Genomic DNA, 481 nt, shown 5'->3' on the forward strand with positions numbered 1-481 from the left:
TTTCTATAGTGTATAATATTTAATAATTTAAAAAGCTATTTTAATTTTATTTACCAAATAATCTTTTTTTCCATTCCCATAAGCCTTGTTTTTCTTGTGTATTATCATTAGTAGTTTCTTTAGTGTTATCTTCTTTGTTACTTTCTTCTGATGAATCTTGAACTTTTAATACAAATCTTACTTTACCATTCATTTCATCATCATTTATTCCTGAATAGTTATTGTAATCTTCTGCTGCATTTACTAATTCATCTTTGACTTCTGTTATATTGTCAACTTCTGATAATAATTCATTTCCTTTATCATTTAATTCGTCAAGACCTTCTGTTTTTAGTTTTTTAGCTCCATCATATAAATCATTACTTCCATTTGCTAAAGTTGATATACCATCTTTTATTTGTGTAGAGCTACTATTTAATGTTGAAGATCCATTTTTAAGTTTATCAACACCACTTGTTAAAGTACTCGCTCCACTTACTAA

1 protein-coding gene is annotated in these 481 nt (G+C 26.0%); it reads right to left on the reverse strand.

Annotated features, from left to right (window positions below):
- Positions 1-46: 46 nt before the first annotated feature.
- Positions 47-481, reverse strand: a 435-nt coding sequence (locus ACLR9T_RS13935; RefSeq protein WP_413110089.1) for a hypothetical protein, incomplete at its 5' end; no start/stop codon positions are given.

The sequence above is a fragment of the Thomasclavelia sp. genome, assembly GCF_047249845.1.
GTDB lineage: Bacteria > Bacillota_I > Bacilli_A > Erysipelotrichales > Coprobacillaceae > Thomasclavelia.